Below are 20,503 nucleotides of genomic sequence, written 5' to 3' on the forward strand. Positions count from 1 at the left end.
AAAGAGACCCTCACCTAATAAAAGGCAAAGGTCTCGCTAAGTCGGAATTTTAGTTTACAAAAATCCAGCTATCATAACCGATGGCAAAAGCCATGTATTGACGACTATGAAATAGGTTTCCCTATAGCTACTCCCCCTTGACATAAAGTCAAAAGTTATTAAGTTCGGGTACTTTCAATTTATTATACCACAATTATCTCATAAGTAAATTGTGAATCACCCTATTTTTATATGAAATTCGCTTTTTTTCTTGTTTTTCTCATAAAATGCTGTCATAGATGGTATCGACTTAATAAAGTCGGCGCATACTATCCCGCTTCCTTCAAGAAGCCTCTCTGCAACCGTCGTATCGAAAGAGGCATCCCACATCATATAATCAAGTGTTTCAGCCTCGACACCCAGTGTGCGCTGTAATCGAATTGAAGAGAGTCCTCTTTCAGCAAGGAACCGAGGTAATCTGCCTTTAGGTTTTTTCCCTGTCAATTCAACGACCATTGCACAGTAAATTTCTTCAATCGGATGCGGTGCAGGATCCGTTAAGTGAACCGTATGGCTGACTGCCGCCTCATGGTTAGACAAATATACTGTAGCGTTGATAATATAATCAATCGGCACAACATTTATACACGCCTTAGTTTTCCCAACATAAGGGATAATCGGCATCCATCGTAATTTATCAATCATATTCATAAAAAAATATGGACCGTCAAACTTAATAGTTTCACCTGTTGTAGAGTGACCACGTACAATTCCAGGACGAATAATTGTCACAGCGGACTCCTTCTTCAGTTCTTCCACAAGTAGTTCCGCTTCAAATTTCGTTTCCTCATAATGATTTTTAAAAGAATTCGGACGAATTAATTCAGTTTCAAGCAATTTCCCTTCCCTTTTCCCTGCAACATAGGCCGTGCTAAAATACATAAAGCGCTCGATAGAAGGATGATTCCTTACGAATTCCACCACTTGTCTCGTCCCTTCAACATTGACCTGCCATGCGATTGCAGCCTTCACAGCAAGATCATATATGGCAGCAAGATGCCATATAGTTAACGTTTCCTCATGTAACTCTTTAATCATCTGCTGGTCCATCCCGAGTCCAGGTTTCGTAATATCCCCGACTACTATTTCAAATCGAAAAGCAATATTCATCTCATTCATAATAGACGTAGCTTTTTCCTTTGCGAGCTCCACTTGACTTGACTGAACCACAGTGTAAATTTTCTCCACTTTTCCAGTACGTATTAATTCTTTTATTAATTGTGTAGCTATGAATCCGGGAAAACCTGTAAAAAGATGAGTTTTCATATAATTCCCCCTTATTCAAGTAGTGTAGCATTAGAATTAATAATGAGAAACAATATTCAGTTTAATCACTAGTTATACGTATTGAATGAACGATTCCATTGAATAACACTTCTACCACTCCTGAAATGCACTACAATCTGTTCGAATACATGTCGGATTCAATATGAAAAGAACCTCCCTAGAAAGGAGGTTCTTCCGTTATTTACTTTCCAACTGCTCGCCTTCTCGTTTGTCGATCAAATAAGCTATAAATGACAGGCACAACGTACAGTGTCAATAAGGTCGAGCTAAGTAAGCCACCAATCACCACAATGCCCATAGGTTGGTTCATTTCAGTTCCTTCGCCAATACCCAGTGCAAGAGGCAGCAAACCAAGAATGGTCGTCAGTGCCGTCATAAGGATAGGACGCAACCGATCTCTGGAAGATGAGATAATCGCATCATAAGTGCTAAGTCCAGTTTCTTTTCGCTGATTAATGTAGTCGATAAGTACAATCCCATTATTAACTACAATCCCTACAAGGACGAGAATTCCAATTATCGCTGTCACACTAATTGGCGTACTCGTCAGGAATAGACCCAGCGCTACCCCAATTATCATAAGTGGCACAGAGAACATGATAACGAATGGATATTTGAAAGATTCGAACTGCGCAGCCATGACAATATAAACAAGTGCAACGGCTAATAATATCGCCATGGTCATGTCATCAATCGCACTTTCGAATAACTCCCTGTCACCGCCAAATGTCAATTCAATTTCCTCCGGCAGATTGAGTTGGTCAACCACGTCATTCACTTCCTTCGTCATCTCCCCAAGAGTCAGTGACGATACATATTTCACATTGAAGGTAACCGAATGTGCCTGATCAACACGCTGGATGGCAACTGGCCCTTCAGCAATGTCGATTGTCGCAACTTCGTCGAGCCTTACAAAAGTACCTGTAGGAGTACGAAGTTTTAATTTTTTCAACTTATCTATGCTGTTGTGGAATTTTTCATCGTATTTCACATAGACAGCGAATACCTCTTCATTTTTCCCAATAATTTGCGTGGCTAATGAACCGCGTGTAACATTGTTAACCGTTTGCGCAATTTGATAAGGCACTAATCCTTTACCGGATGCTTTATCACGATCCACTTCTATTTGGATTTCTTGAATGGTATTTTGAAGATTGTTTGTGACTTCCGTTATCGGATCAAGATCAACCAGTTTGCTGTTCAATTTCGTAACCGCATCATTTAGACGCACTTCATCAGTATCTTTCATTGAGAACGTCAATGTATTCGGACTTGAACCTGCCGCAGTCTGCATTATGAAGCTGATTTTCGCATCATCTCCGACAGTTTTCAACACTTCGGGTTGCACTTCATCTACGAATTCAAAAATCGAACGTTCCCTGTCTGCAAGTGGCACAAGTTTTACAGATATTTCTGCAATATTCGCTTTAGATGTACCTTGCGCTATGTCCTGTTGTGTTCCACCAACTAGACTGACGTATACATCTACGTCACGCTGTTCTTTCAATTGCCCTTCGATTCGTTTTACGACTTCGTCAGTCGCAGTAGATGATGAACCGTTCGGCAACTTCACCGTAATGTTGACAAATCCCTCGTCAGTTGCTGGCAAAAACTCTGTCCCGACTTTAGTTAAGGCAAAGCTACCTAACACGAGCGCAATTAGCGTCAATATCAGAACCACTGACCGGTGTTTCAGTGACCACTTCACTGACCTTTCAAAGTTGTTAAACCCTTTTGAACGACGTCTCCGCGCTTCTACATTTCTCTTCGGTTTCTTCAGCAGACGGCTCGCCATCATGGGCACAACCGTCAATGCAACAATGAGTGATGCGAATAAGCTAAAGGAAATCGTCAAGGCAAATTCCGTGAAAATTTGTCCGATTAGTCCACTGATAAATACCACCGGGACGAAGACAGCAAGCGTTGTTAACGTTGACGCAATGATAGCACCACCAATTTCCTTCGAACCTTCTGAGGCCGCTACTTGCGGACTCTTCCCCATAGCAAGATGCCGTTCAATATTTTCAATTACAACAATCGAGTTATCAACTAACATACCAATACCAAGTGCAAGCGCACCAAGCGTCATAATATTAAGCGAGAAATCTGCAAAAAACATTAGAACAAATGTAACGATTACAGAGTACGGAATGGCAATGCCGATAATGATTGGGCTTTTTATGCCACGTAGGAAGAAAAACAAAACAAGCATCGCGAAAATACCGCCCAATATTAGCGATTGTCCAATATTCCCAATGGCAAGTTTCACATAATCGCCCTGGTCAAACAGTATGTCTGATTCGACACCTTTGAATTCGTCTTTTTCCAGAAGCTTATCGAGAGACTCTTTGAATGCGGTCGATACATTCGCTGTATTTGCGCCGGATTCTTGCAGCACTGACATCAGAACCGCTTGCTGATCATTCGCACGGGTTTTCGTAGCAGACTCAGCTTCTAAACGTGCTACATCCGCTACATCGCCGATTGTTACTTTTTTTCCAGTCTGCGGACTCACCCCCACCGTAACGCTACGAATATCAGATATGGTCGTTAACGTACTGATGATACGGGTCGTGAGTTGCTTGCCGTCTTTCGTTTCAATTGGTTCCCCTGGCATGGACACATTATTTGACTGAATCGCCTGAACAATATCTGATTGGACAAGTCCATTCGCTTCAAGTTTTTTCTGATCTAGAATAATCTGTACTTCTTCCACCAGTTTACCCGAGGTGGAAACACTTGCTACACCATTTGTTCGGCGTAACTCAGTCTCCAACTGCTCCGCAATTTTCCGGACATCAGTATCTCCTGCCGTTGCACGTAATGATAATTGAATAACCGGGAACTGGGATGGATCAAATTTCATAAAGCGCGGTTTACTTGCACCTTCAGGAATTGGAATCTGATCGACCCGTTGCATAATATCAAGCTGGACATCATCGATTTTCGTTGACCAGTCGAACTCGAGTAAAATGAAATTGGCGCCTTCCTGCGAGGTGGATTGCATTGACTTTAATCCGGGCGCAGTCGATAAGCTTGCTTCGAGCGGTTTTGTTATTTTCTCGCTCACTTCAGCTGGAGATGCTCCTGGATAACTTGTCACAACGACAGCAATCGGCGGATTTAATTCAGGAATGAGCGTCACAGGAATACGAAAAAATGACACAACCCCAAGAATGATGATAAGAAACATTATGACCATCGTAAATACAGGCCTTTTTATAGAAAAATCACTGATTTTCATTTACACATTCCTTTCTTTATAGGAAAAACACAAGGTTCCGTCTTGCCCCGGCAGGCATAAGTAATAGAGGAAGGCAGTTTAAGATCGCAACTTCCTGTCGCAACAAGGAGGGATGTAGTCTAATCCGTTTTAACAGCAAAACGTCAACAGACCCGTAAACTTTCCGGACGGCTTTTGACAAAGGGGGTGAAGTCTGGAGTCTAGACAACGACCCAAGTAGAAAAAACTTATACTTCATTATCTTTTAAAAGGACTTCACTTCATTAATCATAATGAAAGATGGAGTCGACTTCAAATTAGAGCGTCTATTGTATAAAAAAACCCGGCAAGGCGGTTGAACCGGCTTGTCGGGTTTCAGAATTATAACTGGCTGTATAGCTCAATATCAGGATTTTTATCATTGAACCAACGCATTGCAAATTCGTTTTCAAATAAGAATACGAGTTTGTTGTGGCGATCTTTTACAAGCATTGCACGTTGCCCTGCCATTGATTCTTTGACGTCGCTTTCGTTGACAATCCAACGCGCAACTTTCGAACCGACATGCTCCATGCGCACTTCAACGTTATATTCATTCTGCATCCGGTGCTCAAACACTTCAAATTGAAGTTGACCAACTGCACCTAGAATTACTTCTTCAGTGTGAAGCGTCCGGTAATACTGAATTGCCCCCTCTTGAACAAGCTGAAGAATTCCTTTATGGAAATGCTTAGATTTCATAACGTTTTTCGCCGTTACCCGAACAAAGAGCTCCGGTGTAAACTGTGGCAGCGCATCGAATAGGAAGTTTGATTTACCACCGATAACCGTATCCCCAATTTGGTAGTTCCCCGTATCATGAAGACCGATAATATCACCCGCTACCGCTTCATCCACTATTTCACGGTCATCTGCAAGAAACTGCGTTGTCTGTGTCAGTTTGAATGTTCTAGAAATACGTGGTACCGTTACTGTCATTCCACGTTCGAATGCACCTGAAACAATACGGACGAATGCGATTCTATCACGGTGCATCGGGTTCATATTCGCTTGAATTTTAAAGATAAATCCTGAAAACTCTTCCGAATACGGATCGATTTCAGTTTTATCCTTTGTTATTCGTGGTTGAGGTGGTGGTGAAAATTGTAAAAACGTTTCCAAAAACGTCTGCACACCGAAATTCGTCAACGCACTACCGAAAAATACAGGTGTCAGTTCGCCTATAGCTATTTTCTCTTCATCAAAATCATTACCTGCTTCGTTAAGAAGTAAAACATCTTCAAGTGCTTGCTTATAATATGAAGTTTCCATCATCGGATGTGGTTCTGCAAGCCCGCCGTCTTCATTTATCGCAAGAAAACGTTTGTCATCGTCGACCCGCACCTGTTCAACACGTTTATTAAAACGGTCGTAAATACCAATGAACTCTTTACCCATCCCTATTGGCCAGTTCATCGCGTAAGACTGAATGCCAAGCACTTCTTCCAATTCCTCCATCAGTTCAAGCGGTTCTTTACCTTGACGGTCCATTTTATTAATGAACGTGAAGATTGGAATTCCACGCATACGGCATACTTTGAATAATTTAATTGTCTGTGGCTCGATTCCTTTTGCTGAGTCGACCATCATTACAGCCGCATCGACTGCCATAAGTGTTCGGTATGTGTCTTCACTGAAATCTTCGTGTCCAGGTGTATCTAGGATGTTAACACGCTTACCATCATAATCGAATTGCATAACAGATGATGTCACCGAAATCCCACGCTGTTTCTCAATTTCCATCCAGTCCGAAGTTGCAAATTTCCCTGACTTCTTCCCTTTTACTGTTCCAGCATCGCGAATTGCGCCACCGAAATAGAGTAGTTTTTCTGTGATTGTCGTTTTCCCGGCATCCGGGTGAGAAATAATTGCAAACGTACGGCGTGATGCAATTTCTTCTTGTATTGGTTTATCCATTATATATTGTCTCCTTCTGTTCTGCTTTTCTTAGCATAAGTTTATCATAGTCTAAACTGCAGTATATAATTTGGATAAATGCTTTTGCATCCATATTTGCGGGTGCTCAACAAAACAGCAGCTCTGTATTATGGTTTATTATATCGTTTCCTACTAGGGAGGATTCAGGGGTAAAAGTAATAGACAAGCACGCACCCCAAAAATACACAAAATAAAACGACCTTTCCGCAACTGGATTGGTCGTTTTATGCCTCCATCACCCACGATACTATTAATACTAATTTTAACATCTTCACGATTGGCTTGCAATGATAAAAGTCCTGCTTGAACATCCGTACATCTTTTGGTTTCAGTAAAACAACAAACTTACACTCACAATATTACTCATGTTGACTTTTATGTTTTCGTAACCAAATGAATCAACAAAAATCCTCGCTAACTTTCGATATCCTTAACTAATCCTGTAACTAGCTCATTCCACTTATGAGCATATATCGAGATTTAAACCTCAACCCCGAATTCAATTGACTTCTCAACTTTCTGGCCAACTTCAAGATAGTCAGTTTCCGTAAGTTTCTGCCCTTGTACCCTGGTTGCTTTTGATTTCGCTGGATCTCGAATTGCTGTCATTTTCATCAGCCTTTCTGTACCAGTCTCTTAATTCCGCTAGGTGTTCTCGAAACAGCATCGATATGGCCACCTTTTCAGCACTCTGATCAATCACGTTGTTGCAGCTCCTTTAATGCTCTGATTTCCTGCCAGTGCAAAGTAAATAGATATCAATTCTTCTGTACGATTACGCAACCGTACGTTCAGGTACCTCCGATGATCTTCGTAGCCCCCGTGAATAAAAGTGTAATCGGTAAATGAGCCGTCTTTTCCCTTTTTAATTAACTTCATATTTTTGCTTCGTGCATAAGTATTTGTTTCTTTTAAATCTGCCCGAACGTTCTTTAATGCATTTACAACGATGTCAATATAAGGTCCTTTTAATTTGAACTGGCTGATTTCAATCGTTTCCCTGTCTCTCTCCAAAATCTGAATGATTATCGGTAAATAAATCATGTTCTCGAAATACGGTAATGCATCTCCAGGGATTAATGGCATTAGATTACCCTACTCTCTTTCTGCATTAAGGGAACAAACGTCAGTACATTATCAATCGTAAAAGTTCGCTTGGATTTACATAGAAAACAGTACGTATGGAATGATTCCTCGCCAACCTGCAGTATGATGATTCTTCGTTTGCTGATTTGACAATCTATTGCGAGGTACATCATTTCTAAGGGCTCATTACACTCCGCTAACTTCAACAATTGATTACGTACATTCATTCCCCTTTCTCATTAGAGTAACGAACAATCGTTCTGGTTGCAAGGAAATAAAAAAGATCGCCAATAGACGATCTCCAGTTGCTCAACTAACGTACGCCCTTTACTACTTTCAGAGTTCTCATAAATGCTATAAATAAATAAAGAACAAATGTATACACAACTACAACGCACATAGAGTAGATGGCTTTTAAATCTGTACTTATTGGGGAATAACCACTGTGAGCATTATAATGATATTCTGCTCCTTCATATCCTGTCCAAATACTAAATAACGTACCACCTAATATAATAAGAGCAAATATGGCTTTCTTATGCAAAACCATTTTAATTAAACTATCTTTAAAAACTGTTATTACATTTAATTGACTTTGATGCTGATTGATTAAGTTCCAACTACTTTTAAATGGGACTAAAAAAAATATAATGATTGCGCTATAAACAAAAAACATTACTACAATATCTGAATACCCCATTAAGTCCTCCTCTTTCCAATTATTTGTTTACTTCTTTTTTGATGAAATAGTTTTCCTATCGCCAATTCTACAGTTCAATTGAATAGAGTCCTGTTCTTTATTCTGTAATTCGTTTCTAATAGCAGGAATACCTCTTTAATTCGACAAACAATAAAGGTGTCGCAAGCTTCGAACCCTTCGATCATGGGGGCACTTCATCACGTAAAAAAACACGTTTGGTGCTACTGTTTTCCGCTATCTCCAAAAAAAATCGTTAATTTTCCCCCCTAGATGTTTAAAGGGAGGTAATAAAGGTTATTGAAAGACTATAGCGGAATTTTAAAATACTAAAATAGGAGATGGATAGTATGAGTTTCATTTGGTTTTTAATTATTGGTGGGATTATCGGTTGGCTAGCAGGTATGATTTTAGGAAAAGATGTCCCAGGAGGAATTATTGGTAATATTATCGCAGGTATAATTGGGGCATGGATTGGTGGTATGCTTCTTGGAAGTTGGGGACCTAAAATTTCAGATTTCTACATTTTCCCTGCTTTCATTGGAGCGATTATTCTTGTGTTCATTGTGAGCTTAATTATGAGATCAATGCGTAAAGCTTCTTAATGGTAAATAGTTCTTTCAGTTTATTTCTAGACGAATATGTGAATCATATGTAAGCAACAATAAATGATGACTGTGTATTTGATAAGTAAAACGACCCATTCCACAAATTGTGGAATGGGTCGTTTTACTTTGTCCTTACTTATTAATCGCATCTGTATACTTAACCGCTAATCCCAATGCTTCCGCATCTATAATGATTTGGGATTGTCTTTACTTAATAAAGATGTTTCTGTTCACTTATTAACAAACCCTGTACCAAACTTCTTTTCCGCCTCTTCCAGCGCAATGTCAGCATCTGAATGCGGGTATTTCACAGAACCAATAATTTGATAATCTTCATGGCCTTTTCCTGCAAATATAATGATATCTTCAGGATTCGCAACTGCTACTGCATGACGTACCGCTTCCTTCCGGTCACCTATACATGCATATTGATCATGCTTCATACCCGCTTCTAATTCTGCCAGTATCGATTCATACGGCTCGTCCCGCGGATCGTCTGTCGTTAAGACCACATAATCTGCGACGGATGCTTTCTCTGCCATAATCGGACGTTTTATCCGATCCCGATTGCCGCCGGTTCCAATGACGAATATTAGACGACTTCCTTCCTTTTTATAAGGAAGAACTGCATCAATCGCTTTTTCGATGGCATCCGCTGAGTGCGCATAATCGACATACATCGTAATCGGCAATTCAGTCGGCACTTGTTCCATTCTACCTTTGACAGATGAAATCTTCCCAAGATAGTTTATGATGTCTTCAGTTGCCATCCCTTTCGCAAACAAAGCCGCAATCACAGCAAGTGCGTTGTAGACACTAAATTCACCAATTAAATTCATAACTACACGGAATTCACCACCAGGTGCGGTAAGCTTGAACGTTGTACCGTTTGCCCGCAGCTCAATGTCTGATCCACGAAATACAGCTTCATTTCTGATACCGTATGTGAGAACTGGATGAGACGTCATTTCCAACAGGCGATTGCTCCACTCATCATCTGCATTGACGACAGCAAACTTACGCTTCTGCAAATCCTGTCCTAGTTGCGAGAACAACAGTCCTTTCGCTTGTCCATAATTGTCCATCGTCCCATGAAAATCAAGATGATCATGCGTTAAATTTGTGAAAACAGCGATATCGAATTCTGTACCAGCAAGACGCCCTTCCACTAGACCATGCGAAGATACTTCCATTGTCATCGTTGTACATCCTTCTTCCGCCGCATGGGCAATCATCCCTTGTGTTGACAGTACGTCAGCCGTCGTGTTCTCCGTTTCATAGAGTGTTCCGTCCAAGTCAAAACCGATTGTTCCGGTAACGGCGGATGCTTCCCCCGCTAACTGAAGTATCGCTTGGATAATGCCACTGACGCTCGTCTTACCGTTCGTCCCCGTCACACCGATCATCGTCATCCGTTTAGATGGGAAATTGTAAAACTGAGGCGCCAACAAACTAATTGCCCGGGATGTATTTTCAACCCTAACGACTGCAACTTTATCTAAATCTACATCTACATGCTTTGAAGCAATGATAACCCTTGCACCATTGTCTACTGCTTTTTCAACGTATTTATGGCCATCTACCGTAAACCCCTCAATACAGACGAAAACTCCTCCTGCATTCACTGCGCGCGAATCAATCGCAATATCCGTCACAGTCGGTGGTACCGCTCCTGCTACCTGTTTGACAGGCAATATTGAAAGTAACTTTTCCGTATCCATCAAAACCCTCCGTTCAGTCCATCATTGCTGAAGTAACATACGCTCGAAGCAACTGAGCTGACGCTTTCAGCGAATCAGTATGTGTCCGTTCCATTGCATGTGACGATTCAATACCAGGGCCGAATAGTGCATGCTTCACGTCAAAGCCCGCCCGGATTGCGGCAGACGCATCTGAACCGTAAAACGGGTAAATATCAAGTTTAAATGGAATACTACCTTCTTTGCAAAGCCCAGTCAAATGTTGTGTCAATGCATAATGATACGGTCCACTTGAATCTTTTGCACAAATTGAAACCGTATACTCGTCGGAGGTTTGTCCATCTCCAATCGCTCCCATATCAACCGCAATATATTCAACTGTCTCTTCGGGAATATTGGAGTTCCCCCCATAGCCAATCTCTTCATTGTTTGAAATATAGAAATGAGTCGTATGTGGAAGTTTAACTCCTTCTTCCTTCAATGAACGGATCAATCCAAGCAACAATGCCGTACTCGCTTTATCATCAAGATGACGTGATTTAACGAAACCGCTGTCCGTCACTTCAAATCGCGGATCGAATGAGACAAAATCACCTACTTCGATACCTAGTGTACGTGTTCCAGCTGCATCTGTTACTTTCTCGTCAATGCGAACTTCGATATTTTCAGCACTTCGCTCTGCGGTTCCAGCGTTTTTATAAACATGAACGGAAGTTTGGTGCATAAGGATTGTTCCACGTACTTCTTTCCCTGACGCTGTATGAATGAGACAGTATTCACCTTCAACGGCGTTCCACCTAAATCCACCAATCATATCAAGCTTTAGACGACCATCGCTTTTAATCTCTTTTACCATCGCGCCTAGTGTATCTGTATGTGCTGTGAGCAGACGATGACGCGTTGTTTCCATGCCTTCAATCGTCGCAATGATAGCTCCTTTGTTTGTTTTCTTGTGTGCTACTCCGATTTCGTCCAGTTCTTTTGTAATCAGCTCCATCACTTTTTCCGTATAACCTGATGGACTTGGCGTCTCTACTAATCTTTTAAGCAGCTCAACAATACGTTTTTCATCAAATGCTGTTGTCATTTCTATTTCCCCTCTCTCCCGCGTCGAAATATGTCGTTCTATCCCCATGTGGAATCATGTATGATAAGTATATAGAAAATTTATGGGGTGCCAAATGAAACATTCGACAGTCGTCCAATCACGCAACATGTTTATTATACTTTTTTTTGTCCCTAGCGTCATCGTACACCTTTTCATGTCATTCATAATAGGGTATTCTAGCGAAATGATTTCAGCCCTTTTCGGATTGTTTATCATTACCTTACTTTTTCTCCTTCATAGATCAGGGATGAATTCTCTTACTCTTAGAATCCCATTAATAATTGGGTATATGCTATATGTATTTATTGCAAATCTAACAAATCCTGACATCTTACAATTATTTTACCTTATCTTCCCTATCATCTTGGTTGCAGTCTACAATATCATTTGGTTAAACGTATTGATAACAATCATCACTAGTTTAGAAGTGATCGTTTTATTCTATTTATTCGGTCAAACCTATAGATCGGTGGGTGAAACTCAACTACTCTTCAATTCAGCTTTCATTTCCATCATGGCTGTGATCCTCTATCTTATGTATACCTTCAAAATCACGCCTGAATGGAACCATATCTTCAAGGAAAACAAGAAAATGGATGTTTTACTTACATCTAAAGAAAGTTATCTCGATCTCTTTATTGAACATTCAGAGGACGCAATTGTCCTGTTCGACCTGGATTTAAACATCATAGCTCTCAATCCAGCGTTCGAAAAAATGTACGGCTGGAAACGAGAGGAATGTATTGGACGTTCTCCGCAACTCGTCCCTTTGTCCGAAGAAGCTATGAAAACAGAGAGGACAAAAAATTTATTGAACGGGGAAAGCTATCATTTTCTGAGAACAAAAGAAATGAGGAAAGACGGTTCTATATTTAATGCTGAGCTGACATTAGCACCCATCTATGATGCCGAGCAAAAGATGGTCGCCCTATCATTTATTTCGCGAGACATCACACTCAGACTGCAAGCAGAACAACTCGAAATCGATACAGTAAAACTAAGAGCAATAGGCGAGATTGCAGCAAGCGTAGCCCATGAAGTACGTAACCCTATGACGGCAATTTCCGGTTTCGTACAGATGATGAACAATGATCCTGAAAATCCGTATCGCGCATACACCGAAATTTTGCATAGCGAAATTAACCGGGTTGAATTGATTGTCAGCGAGTTTCTTGTCCTCTCAAAGCCGAATCCTAGAACATCCACTGAGTTTTGCATCGAAAAATCACTTCGGGATGTAGTGTTGTTATTCGAACCAGAATTTATAAATCGGTGTATTTTTTTTGATATTCAGATTCCAAAAGATAGTGCAATCATTATGGGCAATGAAGACGGAATGAAACAAGTCTTCATTAACTTACTCAAAAATTCGTGTGAAGCGATTGTAAAAAACGGTACCATTACTGTCGTTGTCACATTCCAAGATGAAGTGGTTTCCATTATAATTCGCGATAACGGCCCCGGAATGGATCCGGAAACAATTAATAATCTATTTGAGCCGTTTTACACGACCAAACCGGAGGGAACAGGTCTCGGGATGCTCATCATAAAAAAAATAATCGCCGAACAAGGCGGGACAATAATTGTGAACAGTAAAAAAAATCACGGGACCGAAACAATGATTACACTTCCTCGTTATAAATGAAAAAAACCGCCATCCATTATCGGATGAGCGGTTTTGCTATTTTTAGTTTATTGCCGTATGGCGGAAATGCAAATGTCATTGGAATGGACGTGCTTTTTTTCATCATGGATTTTGCATGTGTAAACGTTTCGAAACTCGCTTTTCCATGATATGCACTCATACCTGAAGAACCGACTCCACCAAACGGTAAATTGACGTTTCCAACGTGGGCAATTGTATCGTTAATGCATCCCCCGCCAAACTGCAAGTTTTCAATGAAATAATCTGCCGCTTGCTTGTTTTCAGTAAACATATACGCAGCGAGCGATTTTGGTAATTGACGGATTCCATGAACCGCTTGTCCAAGATTTTCATACATCAAAATCGGTAAAATCGGACCAAAAATCTCATCTTTCATTGAAGCACTATCCCATGACACATTGTCCAATAGCGTCGGTTCAATGAACAATTCTGAAGGATCAGAAGCACCACCACTTATCACATGCATTCGGTCTTTTTCAATTATTTCAACAAGGCGATTGAAATGATTATTACTGATAATTCTACCGTAATCCGGGCTTAATGATGCATCTTCCCCATAAAACTTACGAATCACAGTAAGCATTTCTTTGACTAGTCTATCTTTAATAGAATGGTGTGCAAGTATATAATCTGGCGCAACACATGTCTGTCCTGTGTTGACAAATTTCCCCCAGACAATCCGTTCAGCTGCCTTTTGAATATTCGCTGTCTGGTCTACAATGGCAGGACTTTTCCCACCAAGCTCAAGCGTAATCGGAGTTAACCGTTCCGCTGCTGCCTTCATGACAATTTTCCCAACTGCAACACTGCCTGTGAAGAAAATATAATCGAAAGGGGCGTGGATGAGCACAGAAGTCTCCTCGCGCTCGCCTTCTACAACGCGGATATAATCGGATGAGAACGTGTCCGTCAATATTTTATTAACTATATGAGCCGTGTGGACAGCTGTTTCAGATGGTTTGACAATTGCGCAATTGCCCCCCGAAATCGCCCCAACAAGCGGCTCCATGACAAGTTGAAATGGATAGTTAAATGGACCAATGATAAGCACGGATCCGTATGGTTCACGAACAATGAAGCTTTTCGCAGGTTGTAGATGAACAGGCGTCTTCACCGTTTCATCTTCCATCCAGCCTTCCAGATGTTTTATCATATGTGAAATGCTTGAAAGAACGAAACCGATTTCCGTCACATAAGACTCGAAAGGACTTTTACGGAGATCTTTATGTAAAGCTTCCGTAATTTCCGCCTCATTTGTGATAATCGCGTCTTTCAATTTCAAAAGCATTTCTTTACGAAATGCGAAACTTCTTGTTTGGCCTGAAAAATAATATGCGTGTTGGGAAGCAATCATCGTTTCCACGTCTTGTGCAGTAAAGTTCAAATTATCTCCTCCATCCCTATAATTTAATCATAGTTAGATTTGTTGCGGGATGCAATAATCAGCACTTCATTTCATCTTCAAGTTAATAGATGATCAATTATTTTTTGTATCTCAAGTCCTTCATCAAACGACACAAGTTGAGCAGTTTTACCGTTGGCCGCCGCCACACACTCATCCGTAAGCGATTTCACAGTATCGAAGGAAGTCAATAACTCAAAAGGACTGTCTTTTTGTGCGATGCTAAGTTCCGACCAATTGCGCAGTTTTAGAACAGCTTCATCTCCATATACTGTATAGGACAGTTCTTCTTGTTGACCGATTCCCGAAACACCGTTCAAGAAGACCGGAATGTCATCAACTGTTTTCCCGATTGCTAAGACACTCGTTTCCGCAAGCGTTTCATCTTCAGGATAAACGGTTTGGTGGGAGGTAATTGTAAGTGAACCAAACATCCTGTACATAAGCTGAAGGTAATGCGGGAATACTTCTCGTGTAAAGCCACCTTGTTCACGCGATGCAATCCACGGGTTTTGTTGCCATAAACGCGGCCAATGTGGGAAATATGTTTGCAACTCGATTCTAACAACTCGACCAATTCCACCAGCATTAATCAGTTTCATCATATGCCTGACGGACGGACTGTACATTAACGGAAAATGCATTGCCGTTTGAATTTCATTGTTCTCTGCAGCTGACGCCATGACTAGTCCATCTGTCATATCGTGTGCGAGTGGTTTTTCACATAGCACATTCAAGCCTTTTGAAATCGCTGCCGTACTCAGAGCAGCATGCGATACGGGTGGAGTTCCGATATAGATCCAGTCGGGTTTCATCGCCAATACTTCTTCATAAGAGGATGCCGCAAATAGTCCATATGTATCCGCCATATCAGTAAGACGACCATCATTTTCATCAAATAGGGCAATAATAGTTGCAGATTCATTGTTACGTAATTGATTGATAATTCGCTCGCCAACAATACCTGTACCAACAAGAGCAAATGTTGTTTTTTTCACCAAAATAACCCCTTTTTTGAATAGTTTATAAAAGAAAGAAGGATAGGTCGAACGAATCCTTTTCAACCATTGATGTTTCGTATTATAGCACTGAAGGGAATAGAATGATCAAATGACAAAGAATTTAAAGGAGGAAATAGACATGACAACAACTGATACTTGGTGGGAAACGATCTTTGAAGGGAATCTTTCATTAGGCATAAATAAAGAACGTCTTATCGAGCTTGAAGAAGAAAATTTCCTTTATTTTGATGAAGAGACGCAGATACAGGTTCCCATACACTGATAATTATTGTAACCAACTTGTCAACGATACCAATTCCCAACGGACCATAAAAACAGCTTTTCCGTGAATTTAAAATGGGAAAGTTGTTTTTTCATATGTATGAATGGTGAGTATTATTTTGTGCCAGTTGCTTAGTTTCGTTGACGAATTGTTTTCGGTCACAACTATACTGCTTACTTCCTAGTAAATGTCACTCAATGCTGTGCCACAGTTAAAGTGCTGCATAACTTAAGTACGGTGACCACTCCGGAAAACAGGCAAGCATTTCATCTTGCGTCTGCTTACGATCCATATTCCATACCTTATTCAATGCGTTTTGCAAACCAATATCCGCAACAGGAAATAAATTCGTACGTCCGAGCCCAGACATAAGAAAACCTTGAGCCGTCCAAGGTCCCACACCGCGATAAGCAACAAGTTTTGAAGTTACTTCATCGTCATCCATTTTCCTGAACCGATCAAGGTCAAGCTTCCCCTCTGCAATTGATTGCGACAAGCCAATGACATATTCAGCCTTCCGTAAACTAAACTGCAAGTTCCGAAGCGCTTGGACGTCAAGCGATGCAATGCGCTCAGGGGACGGATAATACCAGACACCAGACACCAGACACCATATTTCCAAATTATTCCACAAAACGCTTCGTAAGCGTATGTGAGAACGTCAAATTGAGTTGCTGGTGAATGATGCTTTTCATAAGGGTTCCATATAACGAAAAACCATTAATAAGCGGAGTTCCTTCATATTCATTAAATAGCGGCCCAAGTTCTGTTTCTGCAAAATGCAATCCAATTGCATCCAACGGTTTATCAAAATGAAAGATCGATTTAACTGTCTCAATTTGAATGTCATCAATTGCATTTTCCACTATAAAAACAGGTAGTTGTTTCGTACCTATACTTTGCAGCGTGACACTATTCCCAGCTTCCATAGGGATGTGTACTAGACGGCTTTGCAAATCCACAGAATTCACCGGGTCTCCCGCCAAGCGAACAATTGCCCGATCAAAGTCATAGACATAGGGCAATGACAATTGAACGTCGATAAGAAACACCCCTTTCTACATCGTTCTAGTGCCTATTATACTCTTTTCAAAAAAACTTTCCCTAAAGGTGTTGACTTCTAGTACGGATACGCTATAATAATAAATGTGCAGTAAGCAGAAACATAATTTAATTCCCGGTTCCGTAGCTCAGCTGGGAGAGCACTACCTCGACAAGGTAGGGGTCGCTGGTTCGAGCCCAGTCGGGACCATTGGGTGCCAAACCCGCAGAAAACCTTTAGGAACAAAGGTTTTTCCATAAAAAGACTTTCAGGCCTTGTGCTTGGAAGTCTTTTTTTCATTGGATTTCCACCTAATGTCCGCCATTTGTCCACAACTTTCATTGAAGATCATCCGTATGTTTTCGAATCGCATTGTAGAAAATATCTGCAACGTCACTATGTGAATTAGGTAATAGATGCGCATAAAATTCTAACATGATTTTAGGATTCGTATGTCCAAATCGAGCCGCTATTTTAACCACGTCTTCTTGTTTTGGAGCAGTATTTTGCTCAGGTTGGCTCTCCTGAGGGCTACCGCAAGCGGTTAATAATGCGCTCATCATAAGCGTCGGCATTGAAAGCATAGATATTTTTTAACATTTCTTCATTTCAATAAAACCCCATTTCTTAAATTCAATAACTATTTTTCATTTAAATACACAACATAATCAAACAAATTGTCTCTTCTGTGTTCAGCATCGGCCGAATAATAAAACCACTAACAGCTTGAATCGTAAAGTCCGGATTACTAGTACGCATATAGCAAACAAAGGGGCAACTTGCACCCGATACAATGGGAGCCTGGATGTCGGTGCACTTAACGGTATGTATGCCAATGTAATTTCGAGCGAAGATTTTCTGCAATAAGATGATAGGAACTCTAGAAGAACAAAGAATTCTCTATAGAAATATAACGTATTTTCTTTCATAGGAATTAAATGTTTTAACAATTTAAAAGGCTGTCCAGAAGTTTTTTTCTGGACAGCCTTTATGCTTTATTTGCTTGTTCGATATACGCATTCCGTCTGATAAAAGATCGAAAAGCCCTGTTTGGGGATCCATAACAAGGCCATGTACAGGAATTGTTTTTGCTAGTAATGGGTGATTACGGACAACCTCACAACTCTTTAACACACTTGATTTTACATCGCCAAAGCCTCGAAGCCAACTGTCAATATCATGCGATGAATATTTTAATATATCAAACGTTTCATCCGAAATACCGCGTTCTTTCATATGTTCAATCATGATATCAGGATCCACTGCGCTCATACCACAATCGTAGTGACCGACAATGAACAGTTCCTCTGCATGTAGTTCGTAAAGCGCGAAGAGTATACTACCAAATGGATGATTGACGATCGCCCCTGCACTTTTCACAATTTTCATGTCGCCATTGCGTAGATTCATCGACTTTTGTAAAAGTTCGACTAGGCGTGTCTGTGGAGAACCGCTTTTACTTTGTTCATATTTATCCCCTACGCTGATCAACAATAATTTTAAGTGCAAGTGCATCATCAAGCGAGAGCTTGTCAGCCTTAAAGTCTATCAGCCATTTGTCGGCGATTGTACCATCATTAACAGCGTCCGATAAAAACTGCTCATAAGCCGTTTTAAGTGTTGCTGAACTCGGTCTGAACATGCGAGTTTCCTCCTCACTTGGTTTAAGGATAGGTTCCGGCGATTTTACGATCGCTTGCACCGACTTTTCAACAGCAGCCATCGTAAAACCTCCAGCTATACCATCCGCAGTTAATTCATTTGCCTTTTGATAAGCGGCCACCTCTTTAATCGTTCTATCACCATAAAAACCATCTACGATGACTTTATAGCCAATCTCATTAAGCATCATCTGCAATCTCCGCACGTCCGGATCATCAATATAAACGGCTGGATTGACGTTCCCGGTGTATTGATTATTCCAACGACCTGTTGAGATTTCAAAGTGGAGGTGGATGCCAGTGCTGTTTCCAGTGGACCCTTTAACGCCAATCATTTGCCCTTGCTTGACGGTTTGTTCTACTTTGACCGAGATCGATGACAGGTGCGCATAGACAGTTTCATAGATTTGTCCGGCAATATTGTGCGAAATATATACGCAGTTGCCAAACCCTCCATTGGCCCGCGCAAGTGTAACCGTACCATCGGCTGCAGCTACAATCGTATTGTCAGACGTACTTCCATAATCTATTCCCCAGTGCGGCTGCACCTTTCCTGTCACTGGATTCTTCCGCTCATTATCGTAGAGGGACGTTATATAGCCTTGACATGGTTTTATAAACATCACTTCACATCCTTTGTATAACCATCATATTTATTTCTCATTTCAAATGTCCCTGTAGCTGACAATCCTGCTAATCCCCTAGAATTGTTGATAAGCTTAATCACGTAATCAACATCTTGGACCTTGCCTGCAAGCTCTAGTTTTAGCGCACTGGATAAGTGCTATTCTCTCAGCTTCTTTGCTAAGCCAGTAGTTTCATTATCCCGCTGCGTGAGTTGACCCTGTAAATCGGTGACACTAGTTTCGAGCTCGGATGTTTTCAGCTTGTGGGACTCAATTATTTCCCAGTATTCAACCATCGCCTCATCAACACCATAACATTTCCGGAATTATCTGTTCGTTCAAACCCACTCCTTTGGTTAACGTTTTAATTTTACAAGTCTACGTTTTCAAACCACTTTCTAGATACGCCCAGAATCACTATGATGACAACGTTTTTTATTCTATGCCTTATACATCATATTCGATGGCACATAATACGTTTCCCATAGTATCTTTAAAAAATGGTACTGTGACGGTTCGACACTAAACATGAAATGGTGGCACTGGGATACCTGGTTTATAGGCAACAACCGAGAAAACTTCACTACCAAGTTCCTGATATATCTGACTTGTTTTGCTGACTTACATTGATACGATTTCATAACTTTCTACATCAAGTACTTTGAATGTACCCTTTTGTGCTACCGACGCAAAAAAAGCCGCTTCGGTTATAACTAACCTTACAACTTGATTCTTGGATAAATTAGATTCCTTAGCTATTGTGGCAATCATTCTATCTTGCGTTTTGCCACGGATGAATGATGGAGTTAAGTCAGTATGGAGCATGTTTTACAAGCATCAGCTACCCACGGCTTCGATAAGACCTGTTGTAGCTTTTTTTACGTAAGTCGATTGCAAGCTATAACCAATGTTAAACCCCTTTTGGATTTCGAATACCGTGTAAAAGTACGTATTTTGATAATTCTCCTCCATAATCCTATCTACATCCTCGAATCATTTACCATATATCTCCTAATAATCGTGTGCATACAATCGATTAAGAGTAAAGAACGGGATACGATTGGTCGACACAAATCCCAATCACAAAAATCCCTTCG

At 40.8% G+C, this 20,503-nt stretch carries 19 protein-coding genes and 1 tRNA gene; 4 read left to right on the forward strand and 16 right to left on the reverse strand.

Annotated elements, in window-relative coordinates:
- Positions 1 to 216: 216 nt before the first annotated feature.
- From FQ087_RS10830 to FQ087_RS10850, 6 genes are all read right to left on the reverse strand, one after another.
- Positions 217 to 1,305, reverse strand: a complete 1,089-nt coding sequence (locus FQ087_RS10830) for an SDR family oxidoreductase (protein WP_149580452.1) — start codon at positions 1,303 to 1,305, stop codon at positions 217 to 219.
- 202 nt (positions 1,306 to 1,507) lie between these two features.
- Positions 1,508 to 4,570 (reverse strand): efflux RND transporter permease subunit, encoded by a 3,063-nt coding sequence (locus tag FQ087_RS10835; RefSeq protein ID WP_149580453.1) that lies wholly within the window; start codon positions 4,568 to 4,570, stop codon positions 1,508 to 1,510.
- 360 nt (positions 4,571 to 4,930) lie between these two features.
- Positions 4,931 to 6,505 carry a peptide chain release factor 3 gene (locus FQ087_RS10840; RefSeq protein ID WP_149580454.1) on the reverse strand — a complete coding sequence of 525 codons (1,575 nt, stop codon included), beginning with the start codon at positions 6,503 to 6,505 and terminating at the stop codon, positions 4,931 to 4,933.
- Between the two features lie 501 nt (positions 6,506 to 7,006).
- The gene (locus tag FQ087_RS23010; protein ID WP_255452220.1) at positions 7,007 to 7,135 is read right to left on the reverse strand and encodes a hypothetical protein; all 129 of its coding nucleotides are present in this window, start codon (positions 7,133 to 7,135) and stop codon (positions 7,007 to 7,009) included.
- 90 nt (positions 7,136 to 7,225) lie between these two features.
- Positions 7,226 to 7,612 carry a YhjD family protein gene (locus tag FQ087_RS10845; protein WP_149580455.1) on the reverse strand — a complete coding sequence of 129 codons (387 nt, stop codon included), beginning with the start codon at positions 7,610 to 7,612 and terminating at the stop codon, positions 7,226 to 7,228.
- 313 nt (positions 7,613 to 7,925) lie between these two features.
- Positions 7,926 to 8,312, reverse strand: coding sequence for a hypothetical protein (locus tag FQ087_RS10850; RefSeq protein ID WP_149580456.1), 387 nt, complete (start codon positions 8,310 to 8,312; stop codon positions 7,926 to 7,928).
- 347 nt (positions 8,313 to 8,659) lie between these two features.
- Between FQ087_RS10850 and FQ087_RS10855 the strand changes: the two genes are divergently transcribed.
- Entirely contained in the window at positions 8,660 to 8,914 is a 255-nt protein-coding gene (locus FQ087_RS10855; protein ID WP_149580457.1) for a GlsB/YeaQ/YmgE family stress response membrane protein, read from the forward strand.
- A gap of 233 nt (positions 8,915 to 9,147) precedes the next feature.
- Here FQ087_RS10855 and FQ087_RS10860 read toward each other — a convergent pair whose 3' ends face one another.
- Entirely contained in the window at positions 9,148 to 10,638 is a 1,491-nt protein-coding gene (locus tag FQ087_RS10860; protein WP_149580458.1) for a UDP-N-acetylmuramoyl-L-alanyl-D-glutamate--2,6-diaminopimelate ligase, read from the reverse strand.
- Positions 10,639 to 10,651: 13 nt separating this feature from the next.
- The gene (locus tag FQ087_RS10865; protein ID WP_149580459.1) at positions 10,652 to 11,704 is read right to left on the reverse strand and encodes a M42 family metallopeptidase; all 1,053 of its coding nucleotides are present in this window, start codon (positions 11,702 to 11,704) and stop codon (positions 10,652 to 10,654) included.
- A gap of 94 nt (positions 11,705 to 11,798) precedes the next feature.
- Between FQ087_RS10865 and FQ087_RS10870 the strand changes: the two genes are divergently transcribed.
- A complete protein-coding gene (locus tag FQ087_RS10870) occupies positions 11,799 to 13,370 on the forward strand; it encodes a two-component system sensor histidine kinase NtrB (RefSeq protein ID WP_188006699.1) in 1,572 nt (523 codons plus the stop codon).
- 16 nt (positions 13,371 to 13,386) lie between these two features.
- Here the strand turns inward: FQ087_RS10870 and FQ087_RS10875 are convergent, their stop codons facing one another.
- On the reverse strand, positions 13,387 to 14,775 hold the full coding sequence (locus FQ087_RS10875) for an aldehyde dehydrogenase (RefSeq protein WP_149580461.1): 1,389 nt from the start codon (positions 14,773 to 14,775) through the stop codon (positions 13,387 to 13,389).
- Positions 14,776 to 14,852: 77 nt separating this feature from the next.
- Positions 14,853 to 15,791, reverse strand: a complete 939-nt coding sequence (locus FQ087_RS10880) for a Gfo/Idh/MocA family protein (RefSeq protein WP_149580462.1) — start codon at positions 15,789 to 15,791, stop codon at positions 14,853 to 14,855.
- 142 nt (positions 15,792 to 15,933) lie between these two features.
- Between FQ087_RS10880 and FQ087_RS22430 the strand changes: the two genes are divergently transcribed.
- Complete coding sequence (locus FQ087_RS22430; protein WP_188006700.1) at positions 15,934 to 16,077, forward strand: hypothetical protein; 144 nt, start codon at positions 15,934 to 15,936, stop codon at positions 16,075 to 16,077.
- Positions 16,078 to 16,288: 211 nt separating this feature from the next.
- Here the strand turns inward: FQ087_RS22430 and FQ087_RS23015 are convergent, their stop codons facing one another.
- Positions 16,289 to 16,699, reverse strand: a complete 411-nt coding sequence (locus FQ087_RS23015; RefSeq protein WP_255452222.1) for a DNA-3-methyladenine glycosylase family protein — start codon at positions 16,697 to 16,699, stop codon at positions 16,289 to 16,291.
- A 1-nt stretch (position 16,700) separates the two neighbouring features.
- Positions 16,701 to 17,129: a DNA glycosylase family protein gene (locus FQ087_RS23020; RefSeq protein ID WP_255452223.1), complete on the reverse strand. Its 429-nt coding sequence runs from the start codon at positions 17,127 to 17,129 to the stop codon at positions 16,701 to 16,703.
- A 127-nt stretch (positions 17,130 to 17,256) separates the two neighbouring features.
- Between FQ087_RS23020 and FQ087_RS10890 the strand changes: the two genes are divergently transcribed.
- Positions 17,257 to 17,329, forward strand: a tRNA-Val gene (locus tag FQ087_RS10890).
- A 128-nt stretch (positions 17,330 to 17,457) separates the two neighbouring features.
- On the opposite strand, the gene FQ087_RS10895 is transcribed toward FQ087_RS10890, so the two are convergent.
- The 4 genes from FQ087_RS10895 to FQ087_RS23025 all read right to left on the reverse strand — a co-directional run bounded on the left by FQ087_RS10895 (position 17,458) and on the right by FQ087_RS23025 (position 20,378).
- Positions 17,458 to 17,679, reverse strand: a complete 222-nt coding sequence (locus FQ087_RS10895) for a hypothetical protein (protein WP_149580463.1) — start codon at positions 17,677 to 17,679, stop codon at positions 17,458 to 17,460.
- A gap of 391 nt (positions 17,680 to 18,070) precedes the next feature.
- Positions 18,071 to 18,613, reverse strand: a complete 543-nt coding sequence (locus FQ087_RS10900; RefSeq protein WP_255452297.1) for a beta-class carbonic anhydrase — start codon at positions 18,611 to 18,613, stop codon at positions 18,071 to 18,073.
- On the reverse strand, positions 18,591 to 19,403 hold the full coding sequence (locus FQ087_RS10905; RefSeq protein ID WP_149580465.1) for a peptidoglycan DD-metalloendopeptidase family protein: 813 nt from the start codon (positions 19,401 to 19,403) through the stop codon (positions 18,591 to 18,593). The genes FQ087_RS10900 and FQ087_RS10905 overlap by 23 nt, the downstream gene beginning before the upstream one ends.
- Positions 19,404 to 20,243: 840 nt before the next feature.
- Positions 20,244 to 20,378, reverse strand: a complete 135-nt coding sequence (locus FQ087_RS23025; RefSeq protein WP_255452224.1) for a hypothetical protein — start codon at positions 20,376 to 20,378, stop codon at positions 20,244 to 20,246.
- Positions 20,379 to 20,503 lie beyond the last annotated feature (125 nt).

Source organism: Sporosarcina sp. ANT_H38 (assembly GCF_008369195.1).
GTDB lineage: Bacteria > Bacillota > Bacilli > Bacillales_A > Planococcaceae > Sporosarcina.